We start from the raw sequence: 23,902 nt of genomic DNA on the forward strand, positions 1-23,902 counted from the left end.
GCCCGCCGCGCCGAGGTGCAGGTCGCCTACGCGATCGGCAAGGCCGAGCCGGTCGGCCTGTTCGTGGAGACCTTCGGCACCGAGACCGTGCCGGTCCTCGCCATCCAGAAGGCCGTCACCGAGGTGTTCGACCTGCGTCCGGCCGCGATCATCCGCGACCTGGACCTGCTGCGCCCGATCTACTCGCAGACCGCCGCGTACGGCCACTTCGGCCGTGAGTTGCCGGACTTCACCTGGGAGCGGACCGACCGGGTGGAGCAGCTGAAGAAGGCCGTCGAGGCCTGATCGGCTCATAGGATCGTTTGACGGCAGGTGGTGGCCGCCCGGCACTCCGGGCGGCCACCACCTGCCGTTTTGTCGGTGGACCTGCTGCTGTTCTGTCGGTGGGACCTGGTAGGACTGGGTGCGATGAGCAGCAGGCAGGGGAGTGGCGAGGACGGCGGGGTGGCGGGCGAGGAGATCGGAGAGGTCGAGGAGGTCGAGGGCGCGGGGGCGGTGGGCGAGGACGCCGGGGCGACCGGTGGGGACGCCGGGGCGCCCGAGCAGCTGGCGTTCATCCGGGAGACGGTCCGGCGGGCCAAGCCGCGCAGCTGGCGCGGTGCCAAGCGGGCCGAGCACCTGCCGGTCGCCAGGGTGGTCGTCGACAAGGGCGTGCTCACCATCGACAAGTTCTTCGACTACGAAGTACCGGCCGCGATGGCGGAGGAGGCCCAGCCCGGTGTCCGGGTCCGGGTCCGCTTCGGCGCGCGGGTGGTCAAGGGCCAGCGCGAGGGCGGCGAACTGCACGACGGATTCATTGTCGCCCGGCTGGAGAAGAGCGACTTCTCCGGGCCGCTGGCCCCGCTCGCACAGGTCCTCTCGCCCGAACCGGTGCTCACCCCGCAGCTGCTCCGGCTCTGCCGCACCGTCGCCGACCGTTACGCCGGCACCCTCGCCGACGTCCTGCAGCTCGCCGTGCCGCCCCGGCACGCCAAGGCGGAGGCCGAGCCCTCGCCGCCGCCGCTGCCCCGCCCGGAGGCGCCCGCGCCCGGCGGCTGGTCCCGCTACCCGGCCGGGCCGGACTTCCTGGCCTCGCTGGCCGGCGGCGGGGCGCCGCGCGCGGTCTGGACGGCGCTGCCCGGCCCCGGCTGGCCGTACGAGATCGCCCGGGCCGTCGCGGCCACCCTGGCGAGCGGGCGCGGCGCACTGGTCGTGGTGCCCGACGGCCGTTCGGTGGCCAGGGTCGACCGGGCGCTGACCGAACTGCTCGGCGAGGGCCGGCACGCCGTCCTGGCCGCCGACCTGGGCCCGCGCGAGCGCTACCGGCGCTGGCTCACGGTCAGCCGGGGCTCGGTGCGGGCCGCCGTCGGCACCCGGGCGGCGATGTTCGCGCCCGTGCACGACCTCGGACTCGTGGTCGTCTGGTCCGACGGCGACTCCAGCCACTGCGACCCGCGCGCCCCGCACCCGCACGTGCGCGAGGTCGCCCTGCTGCGCGCGGCCGACGAGGGCGCGGCGGTGCTGCTCGGCGGGCACGTGGTCACCGTCGAGGGCGCCCAGCTGGTGCGGACCGGGTGGGCCAGGGCGCTGACCGCCGACCGGGAGACCGTCCGCCGGACGGCGCCCCGGGTCCGCACCGTCACCGACCTCGACCAGCACCGGGACGCCGCCGCGCAGGCCGCCCGGCTGCCCTCGATCGCCTGGGAGGCCGCCCGCGAGGGCCTGGCCGCCGGCGGTCCGGTGCTCATCCAGGTGCCCCGGCGCGGCTACGTCCCCCGGCTGGCGTGCGGGCGCTGCCGCACGCCGGCTCGCTGCCGACGCTGCGAGGGCCCGCTGGAGGCGGCCGGGGCCGACGCGCCCCTGCAGTGCGGGTGGTGCGGCGAGGAGGAGCGGGAGTGGCACTGCCCGGAGTGCGGGTCGTTCCGGCTGCGGGCGCAGGTGGTGGGCGCCCGGCGGACGGCCGAGGAGCTGGGCAAGGCGTTCCCCAGGGTCCCGGTGCGGACCTCGGGGCGGGACGCGGTACTGGCCACCGTGCCGGACGAGCCGGCGCTGGTGATCTCCACGCCCGGGGCCGAGCCGGTCGTCGAGAGCGGCGGCGGGTACGCGGCGGCGCTGCTGCTGGACGGCTGGGCGCTGCTCGGCCGCCCCGACCTGCGGGCTGGGGAGGAGGCGCTGCGGCTCTGGGTGGCCGCCGCCGCCCTGGTCCGCCCGGCCGGGGAGGGCGGGACGGTCGTGGTGGTCGCCGAGCCGACCGCGCGGGCGGTGCAGGCGCTGGTGCGCTGGGACCCGCTCGGGCACGCCGGGTTCGAGCTGGACGAGCGGGCCCAGCTGCACTTCCCGCCGGTGGCCCGGATGGCCTCGGTGACCGGCAGCCCGGCGGCGGTGGCGGACCTGTTGAACCTGGTCCGGCTGCCGCCGGACGCGGACGTGCTCGGGCCGGTGCCGGTGGCGGCGCTGCGGGGGGAGGAGCAGGAGCGTGCGCTGCTGCGGGTGCCGCCCGGGCAGGGGGCCGCGCTGGCGGCGGCGTTGAAGGCGGCGCAGATCGCGCGGATCGCGTTGCGGACGCCGGAGGTGGTGAAGGTGCGGATCGATCCGACGGACATCGGCTGAGCGGGTGGTCCGGCGGTCCGGCGGTCCGGCGGGGTGCGGTGCTGAGCCGTGCTGTGGTCGGTGCGGTGCGGTGCTGAGCGGTGCTGAGCGGTGCTGAGTTCGGTGCGGCGGTGTGTTCGTGCCGCGGTGGTGTGTTCGGTGCGGTGGTCTGTTCGGGGGTGGTGCCGGACAGCGGGTGAGGGGCGCGGCGTCGTGGGTCCGCGGGCCCTCACCCGGCGTCCGGGTGGTGCGTCAGCCGCGCAGGGGGACGCCGGAGCGGTCCAGCGCGGTGCGGTCGGCAGTCCCGCGGTCGAGGGCCCCGCGGTCGCCGGTGCTGCGGTCGGCGGTGCCGCGGTCGAGCGCGCTGCGGTCCAGGGCGGTGCGGTCGAGACCGCCCTGGCGGGCGGCCGGGACGGTCGCGGCCAGGCCGGTCGGGGCGGGGGAGCGGTCGCGCTCCACCGTCGGGTGGCCCGGGCCGGTGTGGCCGGGGGCGGTGTGGGCCGGCGGGTGGCCGGCCGCTGCGTGCTGCGGGGCGTGCTGCGGGCTGTGGGTCGCGGGGTGCGGCGCGGAGTGGCCGGAGAGCTCCTCGGAGCGGTCCGGGCGGCTCGGGTTGGGCACCGCCCCGCTCGCCGCCAGCAGCTCGCCGGTCGGCCGGCGCATGCCGTAGCGGCGGTGCACCGCCTGCTTGGTCACCCCGAGGGCCGAGCCCACCGAGTCCCAGGAGAAGCCCAGCGCGCGGTCGAACTCGACCGCCGCCGCCACCAGCGTCTCCACGCTCTCCCGCAGTTCCTGCGCCAGCCGCACCGTCGGCGCGGGGGCTCGTCCGTACACCACGAAGCCCGCGGAGGTGCTCGGGCGACGGGGCCGGTAGACATTGCCCAACTGGGCGGTGAGCGTCCGCAGCGCGTCGACCTGCCGCCTCACCCGCTCGATGTCCCGCACCAACAGGTGCAGGCTCGCCCGCGCCCGGGCGTCGTGGTTGATCTGCTCGGCCATGGCCTACGTGCCGCCTTCCGTACGGTTCACTCGGCCGGAGCGCCCTTCCCGCGCGCTCCGGCCACGGTCAATCCCCCTTGACCAACGCCGGACCGGCCACCGGGGTCACGCAGGCAGGGGTAGCGGGATATGCCAGAACCTCGTGCGGGGGGATTGCATAGACTTGCCGACGGCCGCGCGCACCCCGCCCGGCCCGCCCGTTCCCAGCAGCCGGCACCCCGACGGACAAGGAGCCCGTGCCCGTGGCGATCCAGCCGATCCGAATCTTCGGAGACCCTGTCCTGCGCGCCACCGCCCAGCCCGTCACCACCTTCGACAAGGAACTCCGCACCCTGGTCGGGGACCTCACCGAGACCATGCTGGACGCCCCCGGCGCCGGCCTGGCCGCGCCTCAACTCGGCATCTCGCTGCGGGTGTTCACCTACCACGTGGACGGCGTCACCGGGCATCTGATCAACCCCGACCTGTCGCTCAGCGAGGAGGAGCAGGAGGGCCCCGAAGGCTGTCTCTCGCTCCCCGGCCTGCGCTACGACACCCGGCGCGCGTACGGGGTGGTCGCCCGCGGCTTCAACATGTACGGCGACCCGGTCACCGTCGAGGGCACCCAGCTGCTGGCGCGCTGCATCCAGCACGAGACCGACCACCTGGACGGCATCGTCTTCATCGACCGCCTCGACCCGGAGCAGCGCAAGGCCGCGCTCAGGGCGATCCGGGAGACGGACTGGGGCTCCGGCCCGCTGCCGGTGGTCAAGGTCTCCCCGCACAGCACCTTCGGCGCGGCGCGCTGAGCGCCGGCCCGGCTGCTCCTCCCCTGTTCCCGAACTACGTCAACTCCGCACTGCAGAAAGGCACTTGATGCGCCTCGTGTTCGCCGGCACCCCCGAGGTCGCCGTTCCCGCCCTGGACGCCCTGCTCGCCTCCGACCGGCACGAGGTCGTCGCGGTGGTCACCCGCCCCGACGCCCCCTCCGGCCGCGGTCGCAAGCTCGTCGCCAGCCCCGTCGCCCAGCGCGCCGAGGAGGCCGGGATCGAGGTCCTCAAGCCGGCGAAGCCGAGCGACCCCGACTTCGTCGCCCGGCTCACCGAGCTCGCGCCCGACTGCTGCCCGGTCGTCGCCTACGGCGCCCTGCTGCGCCCCGGCACCCTGGAGATCCCGAAGCACGGCTGGGTCAACCTGCACTTCTCGCTGCTCCCCGCCTGGCGCGGCGCCGCGCCCGTCCAGCACGCGGTGATGGCCGGCGACGAGGTCACCGGCGCGTCCACCTTCCTGATCGAGCAGGGCCTGGACTCCGGCCCGGTCTACGGCGTCATCACCGAGGAGGTCCGCGCCGCCGACACCAGCGGCGACCTGCTCGGCCGGCTCGCGCACTCCGGCGCCCGGCTGCTCGCCGCCACCATGGACGGCATCGCCGACGGCAGCCTGCACGCCGTCCCGCAGCCCGCCGAGGGCATTACCCTCGCCCCGAAGATCACCGTCGAGGACGCCCGGATCGACTGGACCGCGCCCGCGCTGCGGGTCGACCGGGTGGTGCGCGGCTGCGCCCCCGCGCCCGGCGCGTGGACCGAGTTCCGCGGCGAGCGGCTCAAGGTCACCGGCCCGGTCACCCTGGTGCCGGCCTCCGCCGCGCTCGCCCCGGGCGAGCTGGCCGTCGGCAAGAACAGCGTCCGGGTCGGCACCGGCAGCCACGAGGTCGAGCTGGGCGAGGTGCGGCCGCAGGGCAAGAAGGCCATGCGGGCGGCGGACTGGGCGCGCGGCGCGCGGATCGAGTCCGGCGAGCGCCTGGGCGAGCGCACCGCGGAATGAGCCGGGCCCGGGCGGGTCGGCGCGCACTTTGCAAAGTGCCGGTGCACTTTGCAAAGCGTGTGAGGACTTTGCAAAGTGCACTTTGCAAAGTGCCCGCCGCCGCCCGGAGCGCGGGCACCCGGACGTCCCCGGCGAGGGTGTCCGGGAACGGCACGGGCTGAGCCGGCCCGCGTTTCGCGTTACTGTTCGAGAGATCACGACATAACCTCCGTAGCACCTTGAGGCACATCCCATGAGCACCACCAGCAGCAATTCCGGCACCACCTCCGGCGCGTCCGGCGCGTCCGGCGCGTCCGGCGGAAAGCGCGCCCCGCGCCCGCACCGGCGCCCGAAGAAGGACCCCGCGCGGATCGTCGCCTTCCGCGCCCTGCGGGCCGTCGACGAGCGCGACGCCTACGCCAACCTGATCCTGCCCTCGCTGCTCCGCGAGGCCGAGCAGAAGGGCATGGACCGGCGCGACGCGGCACTCGCCACCGAGCTGGTCTACGGCACCCTCCGGCTCCAGGGCACCTACGACGCGGTCATCGCCGCCTGCATCGACCGCCCGCTCAGCAAGGTCGACCCGCCGGTCCTCGACGTCCTCTCGCTCGGCGCCCACCAGTTGCTGACCACCCGCATCCCCAGCCACGCCGCCGTCTCGGCCACCGTCGAACTGGCCCGCGCGGTGCTCGGCGATGGCAAGGCCAAGTTCGTCAACGCCGTGCTGCGCCGGATCAGCGCCCACGACCTGGACACCTGGCTGGACAAGGTCGCCCCGCCGTACGACAAGGACGCCGAGGACCACCTCGCCGTCGTGCACTCCCACCCGCGCTGGGTGGTCGCCGCCCTGTGGGACTCGCTCGGCCGCTGGCAGCCCGGCGCCTCCGGGCGCGAGGCGATGGAGGAGCTGCTCCGCGCCGACAACGAGCGCCCCGAGGTCACCCTGGTGGCCCGGCCCGGGCGGATCGCCGTCGGCGAGCTGGCCGAGGCCCTGCCGGAGGCCGAGCCGGGCCGCTGGTCCCCGTTCGCGCTGCGGCTCGCCGAAGGCGGCGACCCCGGCTCGCTCGCGGCCGTGCAGGACAACCGGGCCGGCGTCCAGGACGAGGGCAGCCAGCTGGTCGCCCTCGCCCTCGCCGCCGCCCCGCTGGACGGCCCGGACCGGCTCTGGCTCGACGGCTGCGCCGGCCCCGGCGGCAAGGCCGCGCTGCTCGCCGCGCTCGCCGCGGAGCGCGGGGCCGCGCTGGTCGCCAGCGAGAAGCAGCCGCACCGGGCCCGGCTGGTCGCCCGCGCCCTGGCCGGCAACCCCGGCCCGTACACCGTGATCGCCGCCGACGGCACCCGGCCGGCCTGGAAGTCCGGCGGCTTCGACCGGGTGCTCGTCGACGTGCCGTGCTCCGGTCTCGGTGCCCTGCGACGTCGGCCGGAGGCCCGCTGGCGTCGCCGGCCGGCGGACGTCGCCGCCTTCGGGCCGCTCCAGCGCGACCTGCTGCGCTCGGCCGTCGAGGCCACCCGGATCGGCGGCGTGGTCGGCTACGCCACCTGCTCGCCGCACCTCGCGGAGACCAGGGCGGTCGTCGACGACGTGCTGCGCGACGAGGGCGGCCGGCTCGAGTGGATCGACGCCCGCCCGCTGCTGCCCGGCGTGCCGGCCCTCGGCGACGGCCCCGACGTCCAGCTCTGGCCCCACCTGCACGGGACGGACGCGATGTACCTGGCCCTGCTGCGCCGCACGGCGTAGGGGCCGCGGGCGACGCGGGCGTCAGGAGCGGGCGGTCGGGTCCGGCCCGGGTGGTCGGCCCGGGCCGGACCCGACCCCGGTGTTCAACGGGAGCTCAGCACCGGGCGGTTGGCGCCGAGGAACGCTTCGGCCGGGGGCAGGTCGACGGTCCGGCGGGGGGCGCCGGCGCGTGCGGTGACGACACCCCGGACCAGCTCGCGCAGCCAGCGGTGGCCGGCGTCCTGGTCGTTGCGCGGGTGCCAGGCCATGGTCAGCGTCACCTCGGGCATCGGCACCGGGAGCGGGAAGGTGGTCAGCCCGAGGGCCTCGGCCGCCCGGGTCCCCAGCCGGGCCGGGGCGAGGCCGACCAGGTCGCTGTCGCGGAGCAGGAAGAGCGCGGCCGGGTAGCTCGGCACACTGGCGACCACCCGCCGGGAGAGGCCGACCTCGGCCAGCCGCTGGTCGATCGGCCCCTGGCCGCGGCCGTTGCGGGAGACCGCGAGGTGGTCGGCGGTGGCGAACTCCTCGGCGGTGGGGGGCGCGCCGACGGTCAGCGGGTGTCCGGCGCGGGCGATGCCCACCAGGCCGGAGGTCGCCAGCGGTTCGGTACGGGTCTCCGGGTCGAGGTGGTCCGTCACGCCGACCTCCAGGTCGATCACGCCGTCCCGCATCGCGCTGGCGCCCTCCGGATGGTCGCTGAGGAAGCGCAGGGTGACGGCCGGAGCCTGGGCGCGCACCGTCTCCACCAGGGTCGCGCCGATGGTGGTGAGGAGCACGTCCCCGGTCTGGAGGGTGAAGCGGCGGTTGAGGTCGGCCGGTTCGGCGGCGGCGCGCGGGACCAGCAGCGACTGGCCGCGGCTGACCAGCGCGCGGACCTCCGCCCGTAGTTCCACCGCGCGCGGCGTCGGGACCAGCCCCCGGCCGGCCCGGACCAGGAGCGGATCGCCGAGCACCCGGCGCAGTCGCCCGAGCGTGCGACTCATCGCGGGGGCCGAGGTGTGCAGCCGCTCTGCGGCGCCTGTCACGCTGCCCTCCTCCAGCAGGGCGTCCAGGGCGACAAGCAGGTTGAGATCGAGGTCCGGCATGAAGTTCTCCGCTGGTGGTCGGTCGGCTGGGTGGGGGTGGTGGGGGCGGGGATGACCAGAAGTGGAAGCAGTGCTGACCAAGGGTTTCGTGGGGGCGCATGACGACTCGTCATCTACCGTCGATCGTGACAACTCCCCTTTGGAGTGAAGGATCTGACGTGATGATTGACAATGACATGTTGGTGGTGGCCTGCCAAGGAGGCCGTGTGCCGACCTTTCGTCCGGCCGACGGCGCACGCCGGCCATGTCGGCCCGGTGAGCTGCCAGGGCTGCCCGTGTGCCGCCCGGGCGACGCCCCCGGGTGACCCGCCGGCCCGGCGGCGGGGGTGCGGAAGTGGGGACGGTCGGTCCGGATCATCGGACGGTGGTACATACCAATGGACCTGCGCCGGAGCGCGCCCCGTGCGGACCGGCGGACGGGCGGGACGGGCGGGCGGGGCGGGCGGGGACGGGCGGGGCGGAGGCGGCGGTGGGGGTGGCGTCCGGACTCGCGTTCGGGTGAGAGTGGGAGGGTGGGTTCCTCCTTGTACGCGGAACGGCCGCCCGGTGCCGCCCCCGGGCGGCAGGTGGCCTGCGTCTGGGTGCGGCGGAACGCCGCGGGGCCGGCGTACGGGCAGCTCGTGGTGCCGGACGGCTGCGTGGACCTGGTGTGGTCGGCGGCGGGCCTGGAGGTGGTCGGCCCGGACCGCGCGCCCCGGACCGTACCGGTGCCGGGCGGGGCCGAGCTGGCCGGGGTGCGGTTCCGGCCCGGTGCGGCCGGTCTGCTGCTGGGGGCGATGCCTGTGCGGGAGCTCTGCGACCTCCAGGTGCCGCTGGCCGAGGTCGTCGGTGCGGGCGCGGCGGAACGGCTCGCGGAGCGGCTGGCGGAGCAGGACGGGGAGTGGGGCGGGGAGCGGCGCGCCGGGTTGCGCGGGCCGGCGGAGGTCGCGGCCGTGCTGGACGCCTTCGTGGCCGCGCGGGTGCCCGGGTGGGAGCCGGACCGGGCGGTCGAGCGGGCGGTGACCCTGCTGGGGCGTCCGGAGGGGACGCGGCTGCCGGACCTGGCGGCGGAACTCGGCCTCTCGGAGCGGCAGTTGCGGCGCCGGGTGACGGACGCGGTCGGCTACGGACCGAAGACCCTGCACGCGGTGCTGCGGTTCCGGCGGGCGATGGCCTGGGCGCGGTCGGGCGACGGCGGGGGCGTGGGAGGCGCAGGAGACGGGGTAGGTGCGGTACCGGAGTTGGCGCAGGTGGCGGCGCGGGCCGGGTACGCCGATCAGGCGCACCTCACGAGGGAGGTGCGCCGGTGGTCGGGGCTGTCGCCGACGGTGCTGCTGGGCCGGGCGGCCGCGAGGCCGGGGCGGACGGGTCGTACGGACCGAACGGACTGAACGGGCCGGGCTGCGAGACCCGGTCAGGCGCCCCCGGGGGCGTCGTAGGCGCGCAGGGTGAGCAGCGCCTGGAGCGTGACACCGGGCCGGGCCTCGGCCTCGGTGCTCGCCGACCAGCGGACCCAGTGGATCGGCCAGCCGCCGTCCGGCTGCTGCTCGGCGGCCAGGTGGTCGAGCCCGCGGGCGAGTTCGGCGGCGGTGAACCAGCGGCGGGCCAGGCTGTTCGGCCGGCGGGCGTAGTCGTGCGGGAGGTGGTACTCGCCCGGTGCGTAGCCGGGGGAGGTCCGGGCGTCCTCGGGCCGGGCCGGGTCGAGCAGGACGATCCGCTGCTCGTGGACCAGTGTGCCCAGGCGCGCGGCCTCCCGCCGGGCCCAGGCGGTGTCCGGGGCGGCGTCGAGGAAGCGGATTGCGGCGCCCGCCTCGTACGGGTGGGTCTCGTGGAGGTTCTCGACGGCGGTGCGGCAGAAGGCGGTGGCGGCGGTGAGCCACGGGTGGACGATGCCCCGGCGCAGCAGCGGGGCGACGATCTGGCCGGTGGACAGCAGCGCGCCGACCGGCGGTTCGCCCTCCTCGGGCACCGGCACGAACGGCGGGTGCGGGTAGGGGCGCAGGCTCGGCAGGACGACGGGCACGCCGCCGTCGGGCGCGGCCACGCCCGCCAGCCAGTCGCAGACCGCCCGGGCGCGGGCGGCGTCCAGTGCGCCGATCTCCTCCAGCACGAGCAGTGCGCCCGGGACGGTGATGGGCTGGGCGGCGGGCCCGCGCACGTCCGGTTCGAGGCCGTAGGCGTAGCCGCCGTCGGCGGTGCGGTGGGCGTCCAGGGCGGCGAGGACGCCGGCTGGGTCGCCGCCGGGGGTGCTGCTCGGGTTGCCGTCCGGTTCGCCGCCGGGGTTGGTCTCGCCGCCGAACAGGTGGGCGAAGCGCCGTTGTTCGAGGACGCGGCCGGAGGTCCAGAGGAACGCGGCGGCGGCGTCGAGGCGGTCCCCGGTGAGGCGTGCGGTGCGGGTGCGGGTCATGACTCGACCGTAGGCGGGCCGGGGACGGCCGTCTTGAACGATTCGGACGTGGGCGCCGGAGTGTCGGGCGCGGGGGTGTCGTGCGCGGGCGTGCGGTGGGTGCGGCGGGCGGGCGTGGTCGTGGTCAGAGTTCCTTGGCGGCCGCTCGGCGCTGCCGCTTGCCGAGCGGGGCCTGGGAGAGGTCCTCGGCCTGGGAACGGAGGTTCTTGTGGCCGTACCCGCGTTCGTCGAGCCAGGCGCGCGCCGACTGCTCCGCGCGCTCGGTGGCGTCGAGGATGTCCTCCTCGGCCTCGCCGGTGTCCTGGTAGCGGAACGTGAAGACGGCGCGGGCGTTCAGGTCGTAGCTGAGGTGGCCCTCGGGGGTGAAGGCGGCGAAGAGGATGTCGTGCTCGGCGGCCCGGGACTGCAGTTCGGCGTGCTGCTCGGGGGTGAGGCCGTCGAAGACGCCGCGGACGGTGATGCGGAAGGTGCGGGTGGTCATCCGGCGAGCCTAGTTCGCGGGGCGGCGGCCGGGCGAAGGGTTTTGTTGTGCCCCGGCCCCCGGCCCCCGGCCCCCGGCCCCCGGCCCCCGGCCCGGGGTGTCCGGGTGGTCGGGGGCCGGGGCGGGTCGGTCAGGCTTCGTGCAGGACGGCGTCGGGGGCGGTGGGCGCCGGGGACTTGTCGAGGGCGGGCCAGGCGATCCGGGTGGAGCAGAGCGCGACGACCAGTGCCGAGGCCGCGACCACGCCCATGCCCCAGGCCAGGCCGGTGGCATTGGCGACGAAGCCGATCACGGCCGGACCGGCGAGCAGTCCGGTGGTGCCGGTGGCGGCGACCAGTGCCAGGGCGTCGGACCCCTGGCGGGCGGCGGCGACGTAGACGCAGGGAGTGACGGCGGCGATGCCGAGGCCGACGCAGGCGAAGCCGATCAGGGCCGGCACCACGCCGCCGACCAGCAGGGCGAGCGCCAGGCCGAGCCCGGCCACGGTGCTGCCGATCCGGACGATCGGGCCGTCCCCGAAGCGGGTGCGCCAGCCGTCGGCGAACAGCCGGGCGACGACCATCATCACCGAGATGACGGCGATGCCCAGCGGGGCCAGCTCGGGCGAGGCGTGCACGACGTTCTTCAGGTAGAGGGCGGACCAGTCGTTCATGGCGCCCTCGGTGATGGTGCCGAAGACCATCGCGACGCCCATCCAGATGGTGATCCGGGAGGGGAGCGGGATCCCGCGGCGCTTCGGCGGCGCCGCGTCCGCGGCCCCGCCGGCCTGCTCGGCGGCCCGCTCGTCGGTCTGTTCCGCAGCCGGGGTCGACTGCGGCTCGTCCGTCAGCATGCCGGTCCGGGCCAGCAGGAGCAGCAGCGCGAGGACGGCGGCCGCGATCGCGAAGTGGGCGGACAGCGTGGTGGTGACGATGTTCACGCCGGAGGCGAGCAGGGCGGCCAGGCCCAGGCCGGCGCTGAAGGTGGCGTGCAGCCTGGACATCGCGGTGCGCCCGAAGCGGACCTCCAGCGCGGCGCCCTGGGCGTTCATCGCGACGTTCAGGAAGCCGACCGCGACGCCGTCCAGGGCGGCGACCAGCAGCAGGACGGGGAAGTTCGGGGCGAGGGTGAAGCCGGCCAGGACCAGGCCGAGGACGATCGCGGAGACCGTGGCGAGGGTGCGCGAGCCGTACCGCTTCATCATCGTGGCGACGAGCGGGAAGGACGCGGCCGCGCCGATCCCGGAGGCCATCAGCAGCAGGCCGATCCGGCCGTCGCTGAGCTCGAAGTCGGTCTTCAGGGTGGGCAGGCGGGAGACCCAGGTCGCGTACTGGAAGCCGAGGAAGCAGAACAGCGCTGCGATGGCCAGGTGCGCCCGCAGGAAGTCGTCGCGCACGCGGAGCATGTGCATCATTCCGATTCTTGGGTGGGGGAGTTCGAAACCGGTGGTTCGTAACCGGGCGTTCGTGACCGGGGAGGGAGGGGAGCGGCGCCGGGGAGGGCGGGCGCTAGGGGTGGAGCGGCATCGACATGTAGACGGCCCGGTCGCCGTAGCTCGCGGGGAGCCGCACCTCGGGGTGGGGGAGGTAGCCGAGGGGGGCCCAGAGCACTTCGCTGCCCCGGACGGCGACCAGCGAGATGGTGGTGTGCCCGCGGTCGCGGGCCGTGTCGGCGAGGAAGGTGAGCAGGCGCGGGGCCAGGCCGCGTCCGCGCAGCCGCTCGGTGACGACCAGGTCGTGGGCGTGCAGATTGCTGGAGCCGAGGGGAGCCGGGGGCTCCGCGCGGCTGAGGTCGGGGCAGTGGCCGAGCGGGTAGGGCAGGGCGAGCAGGTAGCCGCCGAACTCACCCTTGTGCTCGAACGCGAAGCAGTAGTCGGGGGCGGCCCGGTGGCGCGAGCGCAGGGCCTCGCCGCCCTCGGAGAGGCCGCTCTCGCCGTAGGCGCGGGCCTCCAGCGGCACCACCTCGGCCCAGTCGTGCTCGGCGAGCGGGCGGACGAGGAGTTCGTCGTCGAGGAGGGTGGAGTGTGCTGCAGCGTCGCCGAGTTGGGAGGTGGCGAGTTGGGCGATGGGGACGTGGGCGGCCGGGTGCGCGGACATCTACTGCGGTACTCCCTCGGGGCGGGGCGCGCCGTCCGGGCGGCCCGCCCGGACGCAGCTGTAGGGGAGCGGAGGGAAGCCGTTGAACCCCCGCGTGGTGTAGGCGGTGGCGTAGGCACCGCAGGAGAGGATCCACACCGGGTCGCCCGAGGCGGCGTCCCGGGGGACGGGCACACCGGCGCCCTCGTCGGCGTAGGCGTCGTCGCTGTCGCAGGTGGGTCCGGCGATCACGGCGGGCACGGTCACGGCGTCCGGGTGGGTGGGGAACTCCAGCCGGTAGCGCAACTCGTCCATCTCGTACAGGCCGTTGAACTTGCCGCAGCTCAGGTAGAGCCAGTACGCCCGTTCACCGTCCAGCTGCTGACGGTCGGTCAGTCGGGTGATCTGGGCCCGGATCGCGCCGTGGTCGGCGACCAGGTGGCGGCCCGGCTCCAGCAGGAAGCCGAGCGGCGCCGCGGAGATCTCGCGCAGCCGCTGCATGCCCTCCCGGATCACCGCGAACATCTTGTCGACCGGCGGGTCGAGCGGCTCCCCGCGCCGGTCCAGCACGCCGAGGGCGGGCAGGCCGCCGCCGAGGTTGACGTGGTCCAGCAGGATGCCGCGCCGGTTGGCCGCCTCGAGCACCGAGGCGATCGTCTCCAGGGCGTGCTGCCAGGCCTCGGAGGTGAGTTGCTGGGAGCCGACGTGCACCGAGAGCCCGGCCGGGACCAGTCCGGCGTCCCGGGCCGCGTCCAGCACCCGCAGGGCGTCCGCCGACGAGCAGCCGAACTTCCGGCTCAGACCCCAGAGCGCCCCCTCGCCGGTGGTGGCGAGGCGGCAGAACACCCGTGCGCCCGGGGCGTGTTCGGCGATCGCGAGGACGTCGGCCAAGCTGTCGGTGGCGAAGTCGCGCACGCCGAGCCGGTATGCCTCGGCGATCTGGCGATCGGACTTGATCGTGTTGCCGTAGTGGATCCGCTCGACCGGCACGCCGGTGCGCAGGGCCTGGACGATCTCCTGCGGTCCGGCCGCGTCGAAGCCGGAGCCCCGGGCGGCCAGGCAGTCGAGCACCTCGTCCACCGGGCAGGCCTTCATGGCGAACCGGATGTCGACGTCCGGCAGTTCGCGCCGCAGGGCGTCGTACTGGGACTCGATGCCGTCGAGGTCGTAGATGATCCGGTCGTCCTCGGCGGTGGCCAGGGCGGCGCGCAGGCGTCCGTGGTCAGGCATGGGCGGCACTCCGGCCGGTGGTGGGTCGGCCGGGTCTTCCGGACGCTCCCGTGGATGCGGGGACGGACGTCGGCGCGGGCGCGAGGAGGTCGGCGTCCGGCAGCGTCGGCGGGACGGCGCGGGCGGCGGCGACCAGTGGGCCCCAGGCGTCGACGAGCAGGGCGAACGCCTCGATGTCGGCCTGCGCCTCGTCCAACAGGCGTTCCCGCCGCGGCAGCAGGTGGTCGGCGAAGTCGGCGTAGCGCCCGCCGAGCCCGCGGTAGGCGCGGTCGAGCACGGCCAGCCGCCGGTGGTTCTCCGCCCGGTCCTCGCCCGCGGCGCGGCGGGCGAACCCTGCCACGGCCCCGGGGCGCACACGGTGGTCCTCGTCGAGCAGCGCCCCGCCGGCCGCCTCCAGCGCGTCGTACACCGGGTGGAGGTACAGCATGGACAGCAGGAACTTGGTGAACCGCAGCTGGTAGGCGAGGAATCCGGCGTCGGTGCGCCGCTCCGAGGTGTAGTGGTTGACGATGTTGCGGTTGTGGGTGACGCCGGGCAGCTCCGCGTTGAGCACCAGATGGTGCAGGAAGTAGTCGCTGCCGATGGTGTCGGTCGCCGGCGGCAGCGGTACCCGCTCGTACAACTCGCGGTCCAGCGCGATGTTGCACATGTCGATCCGCCAGATGTCGGGCAGGTCGAGCACGGCGCGGTCGTGGGTGAACGGGTCGGTGCCGTTGCCGGTGAACGAGTCCGCGACCAGCTTGCGCCGTTCCTCGACGGTGGAGCCGGTGGCCGCCCACAGGCCCACGACCTCCTCGTAGACCTCCGGGTCCAGTGCCCGGACCTCCCCGAGGTCGACCGAGAGTTCGCCGATGAAGGAGCTGCCGACCAGGGCGACCGGCTTCCCCGCGTGCGCCGGGTCGAGGGTGTGGTGGGTGACGCCGGGCACGGCGTCGGCGGCGCGCCGTCCGATCGAGCGCAGCTCGTGGTGGATCGGGAACACCGGTTCGCCGTCCAGCTCCTGGTAGGTGCTGTCGGAGTCGCGGCGGTGCAGCGAGGAGCAGCCGAGCGCGGCGGCGAACAGGAACGCCCGGTTGGTGCAGGCGCCGTAGGACACGGTGTCCGGCAGCATCAGGTCGAGCAGCCGGTCGGCACCGGCCGCCGAGGCCAGGGCGGGCGTTGCGGCCGGGGCGGGCGTCGCGGTGCGGGCCCGGTCGATCACGGACCGCAGGAAGGCGCGCTGCTGCTCCTCGTCGAAGTGGTGCACGAGGACACCGGGGGCGGCGGGGAGGTCGGCGACGGCCTTCTCGTGCTCGGCGCGGGTCGCGGCGTCCGCCGAGTCGAGGATCAGCAGGTGCACCCGGACGCCGAACTGGCGCGCGGCCCAGGCGGCTTCGGCGCCTACGTCGGCGATGGCGGGGGCGCAGGCCCGGTTGGTGGGCAGGGCGAGGCAGATGCCGGGTGCGGCGAGGTCGACGGTCATTCCTCGCCCTTCCCGGGATCGGAGGTGGTGGCGGTGTCGGTGGCGGGGGTGGGCGTGCCGGCAGGGGCGGGGGCGGCGACCGCGGTGAGGTCGGCCTCGCTGTCGGCCGTGTGCCAGGACTCCAGGCCGAGCAGCCTGGCGCCGAGGCCGGTGAGTTCGGCCGAGCCGTAGCGCAGCGACTCGTGCTCGCGGTGGTCGCCGACCAGGGTGCGGTTCCAGGTCGGTGTGGAGCGGTCGCGCCAGGAGCCGATGCGCGACTCGCGGAGCTCGGTGTGCTCCTCCAGCGCGGGCATCATCGACAGGTACTGCACGGAGCGGACGCCGTTCGCCGAGGTGTTGGCGGCCACGCCGTGCGCCAGCATGCCGTTCCAGATCAGCAGGTCGCCGGCCTTCAACTCGGGCCGGACGACCGGGAACTCGTCGCGGTCGACGGCCGGACGGATCGGGTCGCGGTCGGCCGGCTGGGTGGCCTGCCAGGTGTTGAACCGGCGGAACAGCTCGGGGTTGCACTGGAAGCCGCCGTGGTCCGGCGCGGTGTCGTTGAGGGCGATGATGCCCTGCACGCGCTGGGGGAGCATCCCGGCGGTGGAGTCGACGTCCCAGTGCAGCTCGATGTCGAAGCCCTTGTCGGTGGGCTCGATCAGCGCGCGGTCGCGGTTCCTGACGTTCGGCGGGTTGAGGTTGAGCCGGTCGAGGGTGACCCAGAGCTCCTCGCAGTCCCAGACGTCGACGAAGGCGTCGTAGACCCGGCGGGCCTGCCGGCTGTCCCACAGGAGCTGGTGCTGGTAGGCCTCGACGAAGCCGTAGATGTGCAGGTGCTGGTCCAGCTCGTCCCGGAAGTCCCGTTCCTCGTACCAGGTTTCGGGCCGCTCTGGGTCGAGGCCCTGGAACGACCAGGCGAAGTCGAGCAGCTTGCGCGCGGCCTCGGGGGCGATCGCCTCCGGTACGACGACGTAGCCGTACGTCTGCCAGAAGGCGAACTGCTCCTCCGACAGGACGCGCAACGGGCGCTGCTTCTCGATGTCCCTCAGCGCGGTGGCGGCGAGGTAGGCCTCGCCGTCGTTGCTGAAGTACGGGCGCTCCGAAGCGGCTCGATACAGGTACCCGTCGGGCTTCGGCATCACGTCACTCCAAGGTCGGGTCGGGGCGTCGGATCGGTGGGTGGCCGTGTGCCCGGGGCGGCGGGGAGCGGGCGTCGGGAACGGCGGCATGAACGGCTGAATGAACGGCCGAGTGAAGGGCTGGGCGAACGGCTGAATGAACGGCTGGGCGAACGGTGAAGGGAGCGGCGGAGGGAGGGGCGGAGACGGAGGTGGAGGGACGGTCGCGGGGCAGGGCCGGGCGGCGGCGGAGGGCGGCCCTGACGGGGCGTGGGATGAGGGTGGATTGCTCGTCCGACAAGGAGTGCCGACGGCTGTTCCGGCCTCGTCAAACGCGTGTGCCCCTACGGTGGACTAGACCAACTTGCGGTGTCAACCCTCGTCCCTGCGACCCCGATCGGGGCTCCGTCCGTCGGTGGACGACCGGGCGTGACCTGCGCCGGAACCGCCGCCCGGTCGGGTCACGGGCGGTCGGTGCGGCGCTCCGGAGGGCCGGATTCCCGCTGCCCGTTCGCGCGGCTGCTGCTGCCCGATCGGGCAAGTGGCGTCTGGCGTTGACGGGTTGACGTGGCCTCGGGCGGAGGGCTCGCAGGCGCCCTTCCGTGGGTGCTGTGGAGGTTCGGTGAGAGGTAGGAGGTGGGGCGTGAGAGGTGGGTGCGAGGGGTGGGGCGCGGGACGCGTGCACCCGGCACCCGGCCGCCCCCTCCGGCAGGGCGCGGGCCGGAGGGGACGGCGTCGGTGCGGGCAGGATCGGTGCGAGCGGGATCAGAGCGCGACGGTCCGCAGGTAGGAGCCCTGGCCGCGGATCCCGGCCACGAGGAGGGTGTGCCCGCCGGGGACGACCGCCGCGGCCGAGACGCCGTCCAGGCCGAAGCCGGTGAGCGCCTCGCCCGGCACGGCGGTGTCGGTCGCGGTGCTGTAGGCGAGCACCGAGGCCTGCGGCGTCCAGCTGTCCTTGAGGAGGTAGAGCCGCCCGCCGTCCGGGCTGACCGACACGTAGTGGAGGTCGGCCGGCGCGGTCGCGAAGGTGAAGACAGGCCGCGCGGTGTTGGTGACGGTGCTGATGGCGTACCCCGTGCCGGCGGAGGCTTGGATGCCCAGCGCGTAGACCCGCAGGCCGTCGGGCGAGGCGGCCAGCTCACCGGTGGCGCCGAGCCGCTCGACGGGGGGCAGCGGGGTCGGCACGGCGGTGGTGGTGTCGAGGTGCTCGACGCCGAGGTCCGTGGCGACGTACCCGGTGGCACCGCCCGCCTGGAGCGCGAACCCGCCCACGCCGTACCCGCGCAGCGGCAGGGTCCCGGTGAAGGCGCCCGGGTCGGTGCCGAAGACCAGCACCCGGCCCGGCCGGACGCCCTGGCCGTCGCCGGCCGGTCCGTTCTGCCCGGCGTAGACCCTGGATCCGTCCGGGCTCACGGCGAGGCCGGTCAGCGCGCCGGGCGTCCAGCCGGCCGGGCGCTGCTGCTCGGGGGCGGGGGTGCGGGAGAGCACGGTGCCCGCCACCGTGTCCACGGCCACCAGCCGGTCCGCCACGACGACGTAGAGCCGTCGGCCGTCCTGGCTCACCACGGGCTTTCCGGCGTCGCCGTCCTCGGCCAGCGGCAGCTCGGCGACGACCGCGCCGCTGCGCAGGTCCACCGTCCGCAGGACGACCGGGGTCCGGCTGCCGGACCGGTCCGCCGCCACCACGTACGCCTTGGTCCCCTCGGGGCTGACCGCGAGGCCGAGTGCCCGCCAGCCGACGGCGGTGCCGTTCGGTGCGCCCGGAGCCGGTTCGGCGGCCGCCGCCCCGACGCCGGTCCCGGTCAGCAGCAGCGCCGCGGCCACCGCCAGTGCCCCGGTCCACCGGGCTTTCCCCACAAGCGAATTCATGATTCCCCACTCTGTGGTCTAGACCTCATGGGTGGTGCGTGGAAAGGCTAGGGCACGGCGGCGGGGGTGGGGCGTCGGTTTTTGGACCTTGTCCGTACGGGGCGGAGCGCGGAGGGGGACCGGCCCGGGTGCGGGTGTGGTCCCGTCGTTGTTCCCGGATTGGCCATAGGTTCGATCTATGAGCCCATAGATCGACACCGCCTACAGTGGCAAGGTCCGGCGGGGTTGGGTGGACATGGAGCACCCTCGCCCGTCCGCCCCACCGGGCAGTGTGCTGTGCCCGCTGTGCCGCTCGACGCGCTGCCGTCCCAGGCCGTGCCGCTCCGCCCGCTGTGCCGCTCCATCCGCTGTGCCGCTCCACCTCGTCCTGTTCGCCCCCGTCCGGAGGATCGCCCCGAGATGACCCGCCCGATCCGTGTCGCGATCGTCGGCGCCGGCCCCGCCGGTATATACGCCGCCGACGCCCTGCTGAAGTCCGACGCCGCCCAGCAGCCCGGGGTCTCCATCGACCTCTTCGAGCGGATGCCCGCGCCGTTCGGTCTGATCCGGTACGGCGTGGCGCCCGACCACCCGCGGATCAAGGGCATCGTCACCGCCCTCCACAAGGTGCTGGACAAGCCCGAGGTCCGGCTCTTCGGCAACGTCGACTACCCCGGCGACCTCGCCCTCGACGACCTGCACCGGTTCTACGACGCCGTGGTCTTCTCCACCGGCGCGATGGCCGACCGCGCGCTCGACATCCCCGGCATCGGCCTCGACGGCTCCTACGGCGCCGCCGACTTCGTCTCCTGGTACGACGGCCACCCCGATGTGCCCCGCACCTGGCCGCTGGAGGCCGAGAAGGTCGCGGTGCTGGGCGCCGGCAACGTCGCCCTGGACGTGGCCCGCATCCTCGCCAAGACCGCCGACGAGCTGCTGCCCACCGAGATCCCGCCGAACGTGTACGAGGGCCTCAAGCGCAACCGGGCCCTGGAGGTGCACGTCTTCGCCCGCCGCGGTCCCGCCCAGGCCAAGTTCAGCCCGATGGAGCTGCGCGAGCTTGACCACTCGCCCAACATCGAGGTGATCGTCGCCCCCGAGGACATCGACTACGACGAGGGCTCGATCGCCGAGCGGCGCGCCGCCAAGCACGTCGACATGGTCGCCTCGACCATCGAGAACTGGGCGATCCGGGACGTCGGCGACCGCCCGCACCGCCTCTACCTGCACTTCTTCGAGTCCCCGGTGGAGGTGCTCGGCGAGGACGGCAAGGTCGCCGGGCTGCGCACCGAGCGCACCGAGCTCGACGGCACCGGCAACGTCCGCGGCACCGGCGAGTTCACCGACTGGGACGTCCGCTCGATCTACCGGGCGATCGGGTACTACTCCGACGAACTGCCCAAGCTGCCGTTCGACCCGGTCTCCGGCACCGTGCCGAACGCGGCCGGCCGGGTGCTCGCCGCCGACGGCTCGCACCAGGACGCGGTGTACGTGACCGGCTGGATCAAGCGCGGGCCGGTCGGCCTGATCGGGCACACCAAGGGCGACGCCAACGAGACCGTCGCCTGCCTGCTCGCCGACCAGGCCGAGGGGCGGCTGCCGGGCGCGGTCGAGCCGGACCCGGAGGCGGTCCCGGCGTACCTGCAGGAGCGCGGGGTGCGGTTCACCACCTGGCAGGGCTGGTACGAACTCGACGCCCACGAGCGCGCGTTGGGCGAGGCCGAGGGCCGGGAGCGGGTCAAGGTGGTGGAGCGGGAGGACATGCTCCGGCACAGCGGGGCGTAGTCCGGACCGGGGCCGGCCCCGGTCGGAGTCGGAGCGAGCCCCGGCCCGTCGACGGTGGACAGCTGTCCCGTCGACGGGCCGGGGCGGCGTCGGTCTACTTGGGCATCTCGTTCCAGAGCTGGTCGGCGCTCCTGCCGGTGACCTGGACCCAGATCTGGCCGGAGCCGTAGTCCCTGGTGTTCAGCAGGTACGGCAGGTCGGGCCGCCGGTAGGTCTTCGCGACGTAGTCGATGAACCGGGCGGTGGCGCTGTAGCCGCTGTCGTACCGGTCGCCCGGGGCGAGCGGATGCACGGTGCCGGGCTGGAAGTTGTAGTAGCGCACCCAGTCCGCCAGCCCCTCCTCCAGCCACCACGGGCGACCCGGGTGCCCGAAGAACGCCACGTGCGCGGCCTCGTGCAGCAGGAAGCCGGTGTCGTTCCGGTTGTTGCGGGTGTAGTCGACGCTCGCGTGGATCTCGGGCACGGCGCCGGGTCGCGCATCGGCGGGGTGGTCGGTGATCTGCGGGTCGAGGACGATCCGGAACCGCGGGGCGGGGGTCCACGCGCCCTTGGTGACCAGGTTGGAGATCGTCGAGTAGTAGTCCGCGACGGTCTGCTTCTGCTGCTCCAGCCACGGGCCGAGGTCCGGGGCCCGCGAGTAGTCCAGGTCGATGACCGGGCGGCCGGGGGTGGGCGGGGTGGTGCCGCCGGTCCGGTCGAGGTTCCAGTTCTGTGCCGGGTCACCGGTGTTGCAGGCGGCCACCTTCGTGTTCAGGTCGGCGCCGCGGGCGAGGCAGAGGCGCGGGTCCGAGACGTTGCGCAGCAGCCAGCCCCGGCCGTCGCCCAGCGAGGTGTTGTGCAGGCTCCACCGCTGATTGTCCGCGGCCACGTAGTTCCAGGCGCCGACGGTGTTGCGGTTCACGTCGCGGTCGATCGCGTTGTTGGTGCCCGGCACCTTGACCGACCAGGTGCCCGCGCCCTCGTCCCTGATCGTCCAGACCTGCTGGGCGGACGCCTCGTTCCGGTCCCGGACCACCACATTGGACCCGTTGTCGCGGCTGTCCCACTGGAGGGCGCCGCCCGCCTTGCTGGAGACGCGGTACTCGGCGCCGCTGACCGGCAGCGGCAGGTCGGTCGTGCTCGCGCTCGCGGTCCCGGCCCCCAGGACCGTCCCTGACACCGCGGTCACGGCGACCAGGACCGCGGCTGCGGCCGTACGACGGTTGATCATGTCGGGTTCCCCTCTCGGCCGGATCCCCGGTGGATCCGGCCTCCCGTCATGTCACCGCGCCGCCGCACACAGCGGGTTGACGGCCCGTCTACGAGGGCGTCGACAGGGGCCGCCGCACCACTGGTCCGACGGCCCCCGCGTTCAGTCCTCGGTGGGCGGGGGCGGGGCGAGGACGACCGGCCAGGCGTCCTCCCCGGCGAGCACCTGCTCCAGGGCGAGCCCCGGGCGGGCGTTGAACACGGCCGTCGCGGCACCGGCCCGGGCGTACAGCGCCGGGTCGACCGCGGCCTCCGCGTGCAGCACCACGGCCGCCTCGGGCACGGCGGGCGAGCGCTCCGGGAACGCCGCCGGGTCCGCGCCGATCTGCTCCAGCGTGAACGGGTACGCGGCCACCGCGACGGTCAGGCGGTCCCCGTCCAGGGCGTGCTCCGCCCAGCCGTCGGTGGGGAGGAGGAAGAACGCGCCGTCCCCCTCGTGTCCGTACCAGCTCAGCTTGGCGACGGCGCGCTCGCCGGGCGGGCCGTCCGGGTCGACGAGCAGCGCCACCACGGGCGCGTCCGGGTCGTCGGGGTTGATGCCGTTGCGGACGTAGAGGCGGGCCACGGGCGACCTCCGGTCGGGGGTGGGTGGGGTGTGCGCGGCTGGTCTGCGGTCTGCGGTCTGCGGTCTGCGGTCTGCGCTCTTCGGTCTGCGGGCGAATGCTAGCGGGGCCTCCGTGGGGAGGGTCGCCCCGGAGTGATTGTCATGAACGCGACTTTAACGGGCCGGTCGCGTGAACGACAGGAGAACCGTGCGCTCCGGATAGTTCGCGCCGGATCGTTCGCTGCAGGGCGTTGGCTACGAGGCGTTCGCCGAAGGGCGTTCGCGCCGGATCGTGCGCGGCGCGGCGTTCGCTACGGGGCGGGCTCGCGCTTGCGCCCGCTGCGTTGTCCGTCGTGCTGTTCGAGCCGCTTCGGTCCGCCGTCGCGCGGCCGCTCCGGCAGGTGGTCCCGGACCGTCGGCGGGACGGTACGGCGGCGGCGCGCCTCGAAGAGGTGGCGGGTCAGGGCGAGGGCGCAGAGCAGTGCGAGGAGCGTGCAGACGCCCGGCCAGCCCGCCAGGGCGTGGGCGCGCAGGCCGAGCCAGGAGCCGACGCTGCCGCCGAGGTAACCGAAGGTCATGTAGGCGGTGTTGAGCCGGCTGCGGGCATCGGCCCGGAGCTCGTACACCCGGGTCTTGTTGGCGATCATGCCGGACTGCATCGAGACGTCCAGCAGCAGCGTGCCGGCCACCAGGACGGCCAGGCCCGCCGCGCCGCCCCCGCCCCCGGCCGCCAGGACCGCCGCAGAGGCGAGGGCGCCCAGCAGTCCGGCCAGGTTCACGGGGTCTGCGCCCCGGCGGTCCACCACCCGTCCGGCGATCGGCGTGCAGACCATCGTCGCCGCCCCGACCAGCGCGATCAGCCCGACCGTCTGCGCCCCGAACCCGTACTCGGGCCCGGTGAGCAGCAACGGCAGGCAGGTCCAGACGGCGCAGAACCCGCCGAAGACCATCGCCTGGTAGAAGCCCGAGCGGCGCAACTCCGGTTCGTCGCGCAGCAGTCGGAGCGGCTCGACCAGCAGCGACCCGTACGACGGCCGGACGGCCGGGGCGACGGCGGTGACGTCCGGCAGTGTGCGGGTCAGGACGGCCGCGAGTGCCAGCGTCAGCACCCCCGCCGCCAAGTACGGCGCGCGCCAGCCCAGATACTCGCCGAGCGTGCCGCTGAACGTCCGCGCCAGCAGCATGCCGCCCGTGGCCCCGCTCAGCAGGGTGCCCATCACCGCCCCGCGCCGGTCGACGGGCACCAGTCCGGCCGCCATCGGCGACACCACCTGGGCGGCGACCGTGGTGGTCCCGACGGCGACGCTCGCCGCCAGCAGTACGGGCAGGGTGGGTGCGCAGCCGGCCGCGAGCAGTTCGAGGCCGGTGAGCCCGAGTAGGGTGGTCAGCAGTCGGCGGTTGGGTATTCGGTCGCCCAGCGGCACGATGAGGAAGATGCCGATGGAGTAACCGATCTGAGTGAACGTCACTGCCAGTGCGGCGGAACTCTCGGAAGTGTCCAGGCCGGAGGCGATCAGGGGGGTGATCGCCTGTGGGAAGTAGATCGTGCCCACGCCGACGGCGCAGGTGACGGTGAGCAGCAGGAGCAGGCGGCGAGTCATACCCGGAGGTTGGCC

20 protein-coding genes are annotated in these 23,902 nt (G+C 74.7%); 7 read left to right on the forward strand and 13 right to left on the reverse strand.

Annotated features, from left to right (window positions below; genetic code table 11):
• Together IF01_RS0134665 and IF01_RS0134670 are read left to right on the forward strand one after the other, a co-directional pair.
• On the forward strand, nt 1-285 hold a 285-nt coding region (locus IF01_RS0134665; protein WP_030397586.1), incomplete at its 5' end, for a methionine adenosyltransferase domain-containing protein.
• Nucleotides 286-408: 123 nt separating this feature from the next.
• Nucleotides 409-2,589, forward strand: a complete 2,181-nt coding sequence (locus IF01_RS0134670) for a primosomal protein N' (RefSeq protein ID WP_078880561.1) — start codon at nt 409-411, stop codon at nt 2,587-2,589.
• A 231-nt stretch (nt 2,590-2,820) separates the two neighbouring features.
• On the opposite strand, the gene IF01_RS51635 is transcribed toward IF01_RS0134670, so the two are convergent.
• Nucleotides 2,821-3,564 carry a hypothetical protein gene (locus tag IF01_RS51635; RefSeq protein WP_369826224.1) on the reverse strand — a complete coding sequence of 248 codons (744 nt, stop codon included), beginning with the start codon at nt 3,562-3,564 and terminating at the stop codon, nt 2,821-2,823.
• A gap of 242 nt (nt 3,565-3,806) precedes the next feature.
• Here IF01_RS51635 and def point away from each other — a divergent pair, with 242 nt between their 5' ends.
• The 3 genes from def to IF01_RS0134690 all read left to right on the forward strand — a co-directional run bounded on the left by def (nt 3,807) and on the right by IF01_RS0134690 (nt 7,084).
• A complete protein-coding gene (def, locus tag IF01_RS0134680) occupies nt 3,807-4,352 on the forward strand; it encodes a peptide deformylase (protein WP_030397589.1) in 546 nt (181 codons plus the stop codon).
• A gap of 67 nt (nt 4,353-4,419) precedes the next feature.
• Nucleotides 4,420-5,367 carry a methionyl-tRNA formyltransferase gene (fmt, locus tag IF01_RS0134685; RefSeq protein ID WP_030397590.1) on the forward strand — a complete coding sequence of 316 codons (948 nt, stop codon included), beginning with the start codon at nt 4,420-4,422 and terminating at the stop codon, nt 5,365-5,367.
• A 232-nt stretch (nt 5,368-5,599) separates the two neighbouring features.
• Complete coding sequence (locus IF01_RS0134690) at nt 5,600-7,084, forward strand: RsmB/NOP family class I SAM-dependent RNA methyltransferase (protein ID WP_051756798.1); 1,485 nt, start codon at nt 5,600-5,602, stop codon at nt 7,082-7,084.
• An 83-nt stretch (nt 7,085-7,167) separates the two neighbouring features.
• Here the strand turns inward: IF01_RS0134690 and IF01_RS0134695 are convergent, their stop codons facing one another.
• On the reverse strand, nt 7,168-8,148 hold the full coding sequence (locus tag IF01_RS0134695) for a LysR family transcriptional regulator (RefSeq protein WP_051741796.1): 981 nt from the start codon (nt 8,146-8,148) through the stop codon (nt 7,168-7,170).
• A 512-nt stretch (nt 8,149-8,660) separates the two neighbouring features.
• On the opposite strand from IF01_RS0134695, the gene IF01_RS0134700 reads away from it, so the two are divergent.
• Entirely contained in the window at nt 8,661-9,518 is an 858-nt protein-coding gene (locus IF01_RS0134700) for a DUF6597 domain-containing transcriptional factor (protein ID WP_051756800.1), read from the forward strand.
• Between the two features lie 23 nt (nt 9,519-9,541).
• On the opposite strand, the gene IF01_RS0134705 is transcribed toward IF01_RS0134700, so the two are convergent.
• The 8 genes from IF01_RS0134705 to IF01_RS0134740 all read right to left on the reverse strand — a co-directional run bounded on the left by IF01_RS0134705 (nt 9,542) and on the right by IF01_RS0134740 (nt 18,730).
• Nucleotides 9,542-10,534 carry a hypothetical protein gene (locus tag IF01_RS0134705; protein ID WP_037782292.1) on the reverse strand — a complete coding sequence of 331 codons (993 nt, stop codon included), beginning with the start codon at nt 10,532-10,534 and terminating at the stop codon, nt 9,542-9,544.
• 124 nt (nt 10,535-10,658) lie between these two features.
• On the reverse strand, nt 10,659-11,015 hold the full coding sequence (locus tag IF01_RS0134710) for a DUF6204 family protein (protein WP_030397595.1): 357 nt from the start codon (nt 11,013-11,015) through the stop codon (nt 10,659-10,661).
• Between the two features lie 130 nt (nt 11,016-11,145).
• Nucleotides 11,146-12,399, reverse strand: coding sequence for an MFS transporter (locus IF01_RS0134715; protein WP_037782311.1), 1,254 nt, complete (start codon nt 12,397-12,399; stop codon nt 11,146-11,148).
• 103 nt (nt 12,400-12,502) lie between these two features.
• Entirely contained in the window at nt 12,503-13,090 is a 588-nt protein-coding gene (locus IF01_RS0134720) for a GNAT family N-acetyltransferase (RefSeq protein WP_078880563.1), read from the reverse strand.
• Nucleotides 13,091-14,299 carry a type III PLP-dependent enzyme gene (locus tag IF01_RS0134725; RefSeq protein WP_030397598.1) on the reverse strand — a complete coding sequence of 403 codons (1,209 nt, stop codon included), beginning with the start codon at nt 14,297-14,299 and terminating at the stop codon, nt 13,091-13,093. It lies immediately after the preceding gene.
• Complete coding sequence (locus tag IF01_RS0134730; protein ID WP_063764377.1) at nt 14,292-15,761, reverse strand: DUF6271 family protein; 1,470 nt, start codon at nt 15,759-15,761, stop codon at nt 14,292-14,294. The genes IF01_RS0134725 and IF01_RS0134730 overlap by 8 nt, the downstream gene beginning before the upstream one ends.
• Nucleotides 15,758-16,882: a phytanoyl-CoA dioxygenase family protein gene (locus IF01_RS0134735; protein ID WP_030397600.1), complete on the reverse strand. Its 1,125-nt coding sequence runs from the start codon at nt 16,880-16,882 to the stop codon at nt 15,758-15,760. Before IF01_RS0134735 ends, IF01_RS0134730 begins: the two co-directional genes overlap by 4 nt.
• A 744-nt stretch (nt 16,883-17,626) precedes the next feature.
• Nucleotides 17,627-18,730, reverse strand: coding sequence for a hypothetical protein (locus tag IF01_RS0134740; protein WP_157855434.1), 1,104 nt, complete (start codon nt 18,728-18,730; stop codon nt 17,627-17,629).
• 399 nt (nt 18,731-19,129) lie between these two features.
• Here IF01_RS0134740 and IF01_RS0134745 point away from each other — a divergent pair, with 399 nt between their 5' ends.
• Nucleotides 19,130-20,494 (forward strand): FAD-dependent oxidoreductase, encoded by a 1,365-nt coding sequence (locus tag IF01_RS0134745; RefSeq protein ID WP_030397602.1) that lies wholly within the window; start codon nt 19,130-19,132, stop codon nt 20,492-20,494.
• 94 nt (nt 20,495-20,588) lie between these two features.
• Here IF01_RS0134745 and IF01_RS0134750 read toward each other — a convergent pair whose 3' ends face one another.
• From IF01_RS0134750 to IF01_RS0134760, 3 genes are all read right to left on the reverse strand, one after another.
• Complete coding sequence (locus tag IF01_RS0134750; RefSeq protein WP_030397603.1) at nt 20,589-21,704, reverse strand: basic secretory protein-like protein; 1,116 nt, start codon at nt 21,702-21,704, stop codon at nt 20,589-20,591.
• Between the two features lie 141 nt (nt 21,705-21,845).
• The gene (locus IF01_RS0134755) at nt 21,846-22,307 is read right to left on the reverse strand and encodes a hypothetical protein (RefSeq protein ID WP_030397604.1); all 462 of its coding nucleotides are present in this window, start codon (nt 22,305-22,307) and stop codon (nt 21,846-21,848) included.
• Nucleotides 22,308-22,597: 290 nt separating this feature from the next.
• Nucleotides 22,598-23,887: an MFS transporter gene (locus IF01_RS0134760; protein ID WP_063764378.1), complete on the reverse strand. Its 1,290-nt coding sequence runs from the start codon at nt 23,885-23,887 to the stop codon at nt 22,598-22,600.
• Nucleotides 23,888-23,902: the final 15 nt, after the last annotated feature.

Source organism: Kitasatospora purpeofusca (assembly GCF_000718025.1).
Classification (GTDB): Bacteria; Actinomycetota; Actinomycetes; order Streptomycetales; family Streptomycetaceae; genus Kitasatospora; species Kitasatospora purpeofusca.

Excerpts from the sequence above, each read along its gene's own strand:
- IF01_RS0134750 (WP_030397603.1), bottom strand. The coding sequence starts at position 21,704 with ATGATCAACCGTCGTACGGCCGCAGCCGCGGTCCTGGTCGCCGTGACC.
- IF01_RS0134670 (WP_078880561.1), top strand. The coding sequence starts at position 409 with ATGAGCAGCAGGCAGGGGAGTGGCGAGGACGGCGGGGTGGCGGGCGAG.
- IF01_RS0134695 (WP_051741796.1), bottom strand. The coding sequence starts at position 8,148 with ATGCCGGACCTCGATCTCAACCTGCTTGTCGCCCTGGACGCCCTGCTG.
- IF01_RS0134740 (WP_157855434.1), bottom strand. The coding sequence starts at position 18,730 with ATGAATTCGCTTGTGGGGAAAGCCCGGTGGACCGGGGCACTGGCGGTG.
- IF01_RS0134760 (WP_063764378.1), bottom strand. The coding sequence starts at position 23,887 with ATGACTCGCCGCCTGCTCCTGCTGCTCACCGTCACCTGCGCCGTCGGC.
- IF01_RS0134720 (WP_078880563.1), bottom strand. The coding sequence starts at position 13,090 with ATGTCCGCGCACCCGGCCGCCCACGTCCCCATCGCCCAACTCGCCACC.
- IF01_RS0134745 (WP_030397602.1), top strand. The coding sequence starts at position 19,130 with ATGACCCGCCCGATCCGTGTCGCGATCGTCGGCGCCGGCCCCGCCGGT.
- IF01_RS0134730 (WP_063764377.1), bottom strand. The coding sequence starts at position 15,761 with ATGACCGTCGACCTCGCCGCACCCGGCATCTGCCTCGCCCTGCCCACC.
- IF01_RS51635 (WP_369826224.1), bottom strand. The coding sequence starts at position 3,564 with ATGGCCGAGCAGATCAACCACGACGCCCGGGCGCGGGCGAGCCTGCAC.
- IF01_RS0134725 (WP_030397598.1), bottom strand. The coding sequence starts at position 14,299 with ATGCCTGACCACGGACGCCTGCGCGCCGCCCTGGCCACCGCCGAGGAC.
- IF01_RS0134705 (WP_037782292.1), bottom strand. The coding sequence starts at position 10,534 with ATGACCCGCACCCGCACCGCACGCCTCACCGGGGACCGCCTCGACGCC.
- fmt (WP_030397590.1), top strand. The coding sequence starts at position 4,420 with ATGCGCCTCGTGTTCGCCGGCACCCCCGAGGTCGCCGTTCCCGCCCTG.
- IF01_RS0134715 (WP_037782311.1), bottom strand. The coding sequence starts at position 12,399 with ATGCTCCGCGTGCGCGACGACTTCCTGCGGGCGCACCTGGCCATCGCA.
- IF01_RS0134710 (WP_030397595.1), bottom strand. The coding sequence starts at position 11,015 with ATGACCACCCGCACCTTCCGCATCACCGTCCGCGGCGTCTTCGACGGC.
- IF01_RS0134690 (WP_051756798.1), top strand. The coding sequence starts at position 5,600 with ATGAGCACCACCAGCAGCAATTCCGGCACCACCTCCGGCGCGTCCGGC.
- IF01_RS0134735 (WP_030397600.1), bottom strand. The coding sequence starts at position 16,882 with ATGCCGAAGCCCGACGGGTACCTGTATCGAGCCGCTTCGGAGCGCCCG.